Source organism: Pseudomonas sp. HMWF021 (genome assembly GCF_003061005.1).
Lineage (GTDB): Bacteria > Pseudomonadota > Gammaproteobacteria > Pseudomonadales > Pseudomonadaceae > Aquipseudomonas.
Genome location: NZ_QAIK01000041.1, coordinates 1 through 6416 on the forward strand (window position 1 = coordinate 1; position 6416 = coordinate 6416).

General features: G+C 59.7%; 4 protein-coding genes and 2 pseudogenes. 5 read left to right on the forward strand and 1 reads right to left on the reverse strand.

All coding sequences use genetic code 11. The features are described from left to right. Nucleotides 1–104: pseudogene (locus DBR18_RS04870) on the forward strand (LysR family transcriptional regulator); the annotation flags it as partial. Between the two features lie 16 nt (nt 105–120). On the opposite strand, the gene DBR18_RS04875 reads toward DBR18_RS04870, so the two are convergent. Next, nucleotides 121–1299: a sugar transporter gene (locus DBR18_RS04875; protein ID WP_108589459.1), complete on the reverse strand. Its 1179-nt coding sequence runs from the start codon at nt 1297–1299 to the stop codon at nt 121–123. Nucleotides 1300–1884: 585 nt separating this feature from the next. On the opposite strand from DBR18_RS04875, the gene DBR18_RS04885 reads away from it, so the two are divergent. From DBR18_RS04885 to DBR18_RS04900, 4 genes and pseudogenes are all read left to right on the forward strand, one after another. Next, on the forward strand, nt 1885–2232 hold the full coding sequence (locus DBR18_RS04885) for a DUF4190 domain-containing protein (RefSeq protein WP_108589460.1): 348 nt from the start codon (nt 1885–1887) through the stop codon (nt 2230–2232). Nucleotides 2233–2247: 15 nt separating this feature from the next. Further along, complete coding sequence (locus DBR18_RS04890) at nt 2248–2700, forward strand: DUF805 domain-containing protein (protein WP_108589461.1); 453 nt, start codon at nt 2248–2250, stop codon at nt 2698–2700. Nucleotides 2701–2972: 272 nt separating this feature from the next. Beyond that, complete coding sequence (gene mexE / locus DBR18_RS04895) at nt 2973–4226, forward strand: multidrug efflux RND transporter periplasmic adaptor subunit MexE (RefSeq protein WP_108589462.1); 1254 nt, start codon at nt 2973–2975, stop codon at nt 4224–4226. A gap of 15 nt (nt 4227–4241) precedes the next feature. Continuing rightward, nucleotides 4242–6416 (forward strand): annotated as a pseudogene (locus DBR18_RS04900) (efflux RND transporter permease subunit); the annotation flags it as partial.

Consider the following 6416-nt stretch of genomic DNA (forward strand, 5'->3'; position numbering starts at 1 on the left):
CCTGGCGTGGTTCGCAGGATAATGATCCGGGGGAGCGTTGGTTGCGCTCGCGTATTCAGATGTTCTTTGGCGATCCGGACAGCCTCGAGCTGCCTGCGCATTAAGCAGGCAGCCAGCTACTCAAACCCCAGCCCGGCTGTTGCGATAAATCGACAGGCAGTAAAGCGACAACGCCGTCGCCGCCAGCATGCCGCCCACCACCCCGATGTAAGCGAAGCCCAACTGGCTGCCGACCCAGCTCCCCACCAGCGCCCCGCCGCCGATGCCAATGTTGTAGATGCCTGAAAACAACGCCATCGCCACATCGGTCGCGTCCGGGGCCAGCACCAGGACTTTGGACTGCAACGCCAGCCCGAAGCCCATGATCGCCATGCCCCAGAACACGCTGAGTACGCCGAGGTATGAGACGTTGCCACTCAAAGGCAACAGCGAAGCCAGACACAGGGCGAGCACCGACACGCAGATGATCAGAAAGCGCTGCGGGTTGTAGCTGTGCAGGTAACTGAACAGCAGCGAACCGAAAATTCCGGCGCCCCCGAACAGCAACAGGATGAGCGTCACCACATCGCCGCTCATGCCCGCCACGGTCAGAATGAAGGGTTCAATGTAGCTGTAGGCGGTGAACTGTGAAGTCACGACCAGCGCCGTCAGGATATAGATCGCCACCAGCGCAGGCCGTTTGAGCAGCACTGGCAGACTTTTCAGGGAGCCTGAATTCTGACTGGGCAAGAGCGGCAGCACTCGCGCCAGACAAAACACCAGCGCAGCCGCGAATGCCGCGATCACGATGAACGTCGTGCGCCAGCCCATGGCTTCGCCCAGCAAGCGGCCAAGCGGAATCCCCAGCACCATGGCCAGCGAAGTACCGGTTGCGAGCAACCCCAGCGCCTGAACCTGCTTGCCCGGAGGTGCCAGGCGTACGGCCAGAGACGCGGTGATCGACCAGAACAACGCATGCGCCAACGCCACACCGATCCGGCTTACCAGCAGCACGCCGAAGCTGGTCGCGAGACTCGAAAGAATGTGGCTGGCGATAAACATCCCGAACAGCACAATCAACAGTTTTCGCCGCTCGACGTTGCGCGTCAGCAGCATGATGGGCAGCGACGTCAACGACACCACCCACGCATAGATGGTCAACATCAGGCCAACCTGCGCGGTCGACATGTCGAAGCTGCTGCCGATCGCACTCAACAGACCGACCGGGACAAATTCGGTGGTGTTGAACACAAACGCAGCCAGTGCCAAGGCAATCACCGCGTACCAATTGCCGTTGTTTGTCGCCGTAGAATCACTCATTAAAAGTCGTATTACTCTTCGATGATCTCGCGTACTTGCGCGCGGCGATCTGTGCCCATCTGTCGGTGTCTTGATACCGATTGCCGAATGTGTCGACGTTCAGAGGACGCATCATCAGAGGGTCAAGCCACAATGATCGGGTCCAATGCGGTAGAAGCATACGAGGTCTTGAGGAATCAATCTGCCTTGTTCACTGCCCCGAGTAGCCTTTGACGCGCATACAGTCATGGGTCAGGTCGGCGCCGGTATTCGCCTATTCGCGCAAGGACACCTTGCAATCGGATTTCATGCAATCGCGCTTCGGTCTCACCGCAGACGCTTATCCCACGCACTACCTGTCACTTCCGCCGTGGCCTGGGATATGGAATGGTGCCGCACATGCAGGTCAGCGACTTGCTGAAAAGTCGGGGACTGGTGGATGTCGCGCCTGGGGGTTGCATCCCGATAGCCCTCAGTCATTCCGTAACCGCATACCCACGGCAGCAATGATGGCAAAGTGCTAATGACAAATCCGGTAATAAAGTTTAACTTAGCGCCGCTCCGACCGATGGAGGGTCGGGCATTCGCACTCAGTTAAGGAAAACGATGGCAATGGTCTATTGTCGTGCTTGCGCCAGGGAGCTACACGAAACGGCGCTCACCTGCCCCCAATGCGGGGCCGTCCAGCAGGCCTGCGTGCCGCAAACACAAGCCGAAACGCCCTGGCTGGCCATCGTGTCGCTGATCCTCGGTATTCTCAGCGCAATCACCCTGTTTGATGATTCCGAATGGGACAGGGATGCGATTGTCGGTGTAGGCATCCTCAGCCTTGCGGGCCTCGCCTGCGGCATCATCTGTATCAACCAAAAACACGCAGGAAGAAACCTCGCGATTGCCGGCATCATTTTGTCAGGCCTTGCCGCGTTCGTTCTGTCCTGCCTATCGATTGAATGATTTTAGGGAAAAAATATGAGTTTGGTTTTCTGCCGTGGTTGCGCCAAGGAAATTAGCAGTCTGGCCGTGGCATGCCCACAGTGCGGTGCACCTCAGGCCACTCAACAATCCTATGCAACCGGCCCCGCCATCACGACGGGTAACCCCTACATGGAAGCGTTGAAGAACTATGCCGAATTCAAAGGCCGCGCAACCCGTCGCGAGTACTGGATGTTCGTACTGATCAACATGGGTATCTGCATTGTCGTGGGTGTTCTCGACGCAATGCTCAATACCAAGGGCGTCCTTTACAATCTCTACAGCCTGGCGATGTTACTGCCGAGCATTGCCGTCGGTGTTCGCCGCATGCACGACACCGACCGCAGTGGCTGGTGGTTGCTGCTGCCAATCGTCAACCTGGTGTTTCTGGTGCAAGACAGCCAGCCGGGGCCAAACCGTTTCGGGCCGAACCGCAAAGGTATCAACTGAATCCGCCTGCTACTGTTGATCGAGACGGCCTTCATGGCCGTCTCTTTGTTTGCGCAACCCGCCGCTGAAAACTCCCCGACATATTTACCTGCGATGCAACACACATTTGTCATCAAACCAATTGATAGCCCCCTAACGAAAGGTGCATGCTAGAGGGCTCGAATCGGTCTTATATCATTCCGAATGATAGTTACCTTTGCTTCATTCGATTCGTGCCATCACACCTCGCCGAGCATCATCCGCCCATCTTCAATACATTGGCGGATGATTCCATGGAACAGTCACTCAAACATTTGCGCTTCCCCTTGGCCATGTTGGCCGTGCTGGTGATGAGCGCTTGCGGCAAGACTCCGGAGACTGCCGCCACCCTGCCCGCTGCCAAAGTCAGCGTGGCCAAGGTGCTGGAACAACCGGTCAACGAGTGGGACGAATTCACCGGGCGCCTGGAAGCGCCGGAAACCGTTGAAATCCGTCCACGGGTCTCCGGCCAGATCGATGAGGTGGCCTTCACCGAAGGTGCCCTGGTCAAGAAAGGTGACCTGCTGTTCCAGATCGACCCGCGTCCATTCCAGGCTGAGGTGCGCCGCCTCGAAGCCCTGGTCGCCCAATCCCGCGCCAATGCCACCCGCAGTGAAAACGAAGCCGGGCGTGGTGAGCGTCTGCGTGCCAGCAACGCCATCTCTGCCGAGCTGGCCGACTCGCGCACCAGCGCCGCACAAGAGGCCCGCGCCGCCGTCGGTGCCCTGCAGGCACAACTGGATCTGGCCAAGCTGAATCTGAGCTTCACCCGCGTCACCGCGCCAATCAGCGGTCGCGTCAGCCGTGCCGAGATCACCGCCGGTAACCTGGTGACCGCCGACACCACCCCGCTGACCAGCGTGGTCTCCACCGACAAGGTCTACGCCTACTTCGACGCCGACGAGCGTGTGTTCCTCAAATACACCCAACTCGCCCGCAACGGCCAACGTGGCGCCACCACCCCGGTGTACATGGGCCTGTCCAACGAAGACGGCAACCCGCACCTGGGCCAGATGAACTTTGTCGACAACCAGGTCAACCCGAAAACCGGCACCATCCGTGGTCGTGCGGTGTTCGACAACAGCGACGGCACCTACACCCCGGGTCTGTACGCACGCCTGAAGCTGGTCGGCAGCGGCACCTACAACGCCATGCTGATCAACGACGAAGCCGTCGGCACCGATCTGGGCAAGAAGTTCGTGCTGGTGATGGATGCGGACAACAAGACCGCTTACCGCGCCGTCGAACTGGGGCCGAAGATCGAAGGCCTGCGCATCGTGCGCACCGGTCTGAACAAGGACGACACGATCATCGTCAAGGGCCTGCAGCGGGTACGTCCGGGTTCGCCGGTCACCCCTGAAGTGATCCCGATGGCCAGCGAGCAGACCATTGCTGCCCTGGCTCAACAACGTCAAGCGCTGGAAGCCAGCAACCTGCCCAAAGTCGCACCCGCCAAAGGTGCACAGGCTCCGGTTGTGAAGCTCGCCGCTGCGACCCCACGCGGTTAAGGGACGACAACTCCGATGAATTTTTCCCAATTCTTCATTTCGCGGCCGATCTTCGCAGCGGTGCTGTCGCTGTTGATCCTGATCGCCGGTGCGATCTCGCTGTTCCAGCTGCCGATCAGCGAATACCCGGAAGTCGTGCCACCGACCGTGGTGGTACGTGCCAACTTCCCGGGCGCCAACCCCAAAGTCATCGGTGAAACCGTGGCCGCTCCGCTGGAGCAGGCCATCACCGGCGTCGAGAACATGCTGTACATGTCCTCGCAGTCCACCGCTGACGGCAAGATCACCCTGACCATCACCTTCGCGCTGGGCACCGACCTGGACAACGCGCAGGTGCAGGTGCAGAACCGGGTGACCCGGACCGAGCCGAAACTTCCCGAAGAAGTGACGCGCATCGGTATCACCGTCGACAAGGCTTCGCCCGACCTGACCATGGTTGTGCACTTGACCTCGCCGGACAAACGCTACGACATGCTCTACCTGTCCAACTACGCGATCCTCAACATCAAGGATGAGCTGGCTCGCCTGGGTGGTGTCGGTGACGTGCAGCTGTTCGGCATGGGCGACTACTCGCTGCGGGTCTGGCTCGATCCGAACAAGACCGCTTCGCGCAACTTGACCGCAACTGATGTGGTGACCGCGATTCGTGAACAGAACCGTCAGGTCGCTGCCGGTCAGCTCGGTGCGCCCCCTGCCCCGAATGCCCAGAGCTTCCAGCTGTCGGTCAACACTCAGGGCCGCCTGGTTTCTGAAGAAGAGTTCGAGAACATCATCATTCGCTCAGGCGACAACGGTGAAATCACTCGCCTCAAGGACATCGCACGCGTTGAACTGGGCTCCAGCCAGTACGCCCTGCGTTCGTTGCTGAACAATCAGCCGGCGGTGGCGATCCCGATCTTCCAGCGCCCTGGCTCGAACGCCATCGAAATCTCGAACGAAGTTCGCGGCAAGATGGAAGAACTGAAGAAAAGCTTCCCGCAAGGCATGGACTACAGCATCGTCTATGACCCGACGATCTTCGTGCGCGGCTCGATCGAAGCGGTGGTTCACACCCTCTTCGAAGCACTGATCCTCGTGGTGCTGGTGGTGATCCTTTTCCTGCAGACCTGGCGCGCCTCGATCATTCCGTTGGTGGCGGTGCCGGTATCGTTGATCGGTACGTTTGCGGTGATGCACCTGTTCGGCTTCTCGCTCAACGCCCTGTCGCTGTTCGGCCTGGTACTGGCGATCGGCATCGTGGTGGACGACGCCATCGTGGTGGTGGAGAACGTCGAGCGCAACATTGAGCTGGGGCTCAACCCGTTTGATGCGACCAAAAAGGCCATGGGTGAAGTGACCGGCCCGATCATCGCGACGGCGCTGGTGCTGTGTGCGGTGTTTGTTCCGGCGGCGTTCATCTCCGGTCTCACCGGGCAGTTCTACAAGCAGTTCGCGCTGACCATTGCGATCTCCACCGTGATCTCCGCGTTCAACTCGCTGACCCTGTCGCCAGCACTGGCCGCCGTGTTGCTCAAAGGGCATGACGCGCCGAAAGACCGCTTCTCCAAAGTGCTGGACAAGATCTTCGGTGGCTGGTTGTTCCGTCCGTTCAACCGCTTCTTTGACAAGGCCAGCCATGGTTATGTCGGCACCGTGCGCCGTGTGATCCGCAGCAGCGGCATCGCCCTGTTGCTGTACGCCGGTCTGATGGTGCTGACGTTCTTCGGTTTCTCCAGCACCCCGACCGGTTTCGTACCGGGCCAGGACAAGCAATACCTGGTGGCCTTCGCGCAACTGCCGGACGCCGCGAGCCTGGACCGTACCGAAGACGTGATCAAGCGCATGTCCGACCTGGCGCTGAAACAGCCAGGCGTGGAAAGCGCCGTAGCGTTTCCGGGCCTGTCGATCAACGGCTTCACCAACAGCCCGAACGCCGGCATCGTGTTCGTGACCCTGAAACCGTTCGACGAACGTAAAGACCCGAGCATGTCCGCCGGTGCTATCGCCGGGGCCTTGAACGGTCAGTACGCGAACATTCAGGAAGCGTACATGGCGATCTTCCCGCCTCCGCCGGTACAAGGTCTGGGCACCATTGGCGGGTTCCGCCTGCAAATCGAAGACCGGGGCAACCTGGGCTACGACGAGCTGTACAAAGAAACGATGAACATCATCACCAAGAGCCACAGCGTGCCGGAACTGGCCGGGCTGTTC

What these genes read in the sequence shown, in the direction of transcription:
- DBR18_RS04875 (WP_108589459.1), bottom strand. Translation starts at nt 1,299, where the DNA reads ATGAGTGATTCTACGGCGACAAACAACGGCAATTGGTACGCGGTGATT.
- DBR18_RS04885 (WP_108589460.1), top strand. Translation starts at nt 1,885, where the DNA reads ATGGCAATGGTCTATTGTCGTGCTTGCGCCAGGGAGCTACACGAAACG.
- DBR18_RS04890 (WP_108589461.1), top strand. Translation starts at nt 2,248, where the DNA reads ATGAGTTTGGTTTTCTGCCGTGGTTGCGCCAAGGAAATTAGCAGTCTG.
- mexE (WP_108589462.1), top strand. Translation starts at nt 2,973, where the DNA reads ATGGAACAGTCACTCAAACATTTGCGCTTCCCCTTGGCCATGTTGGCC.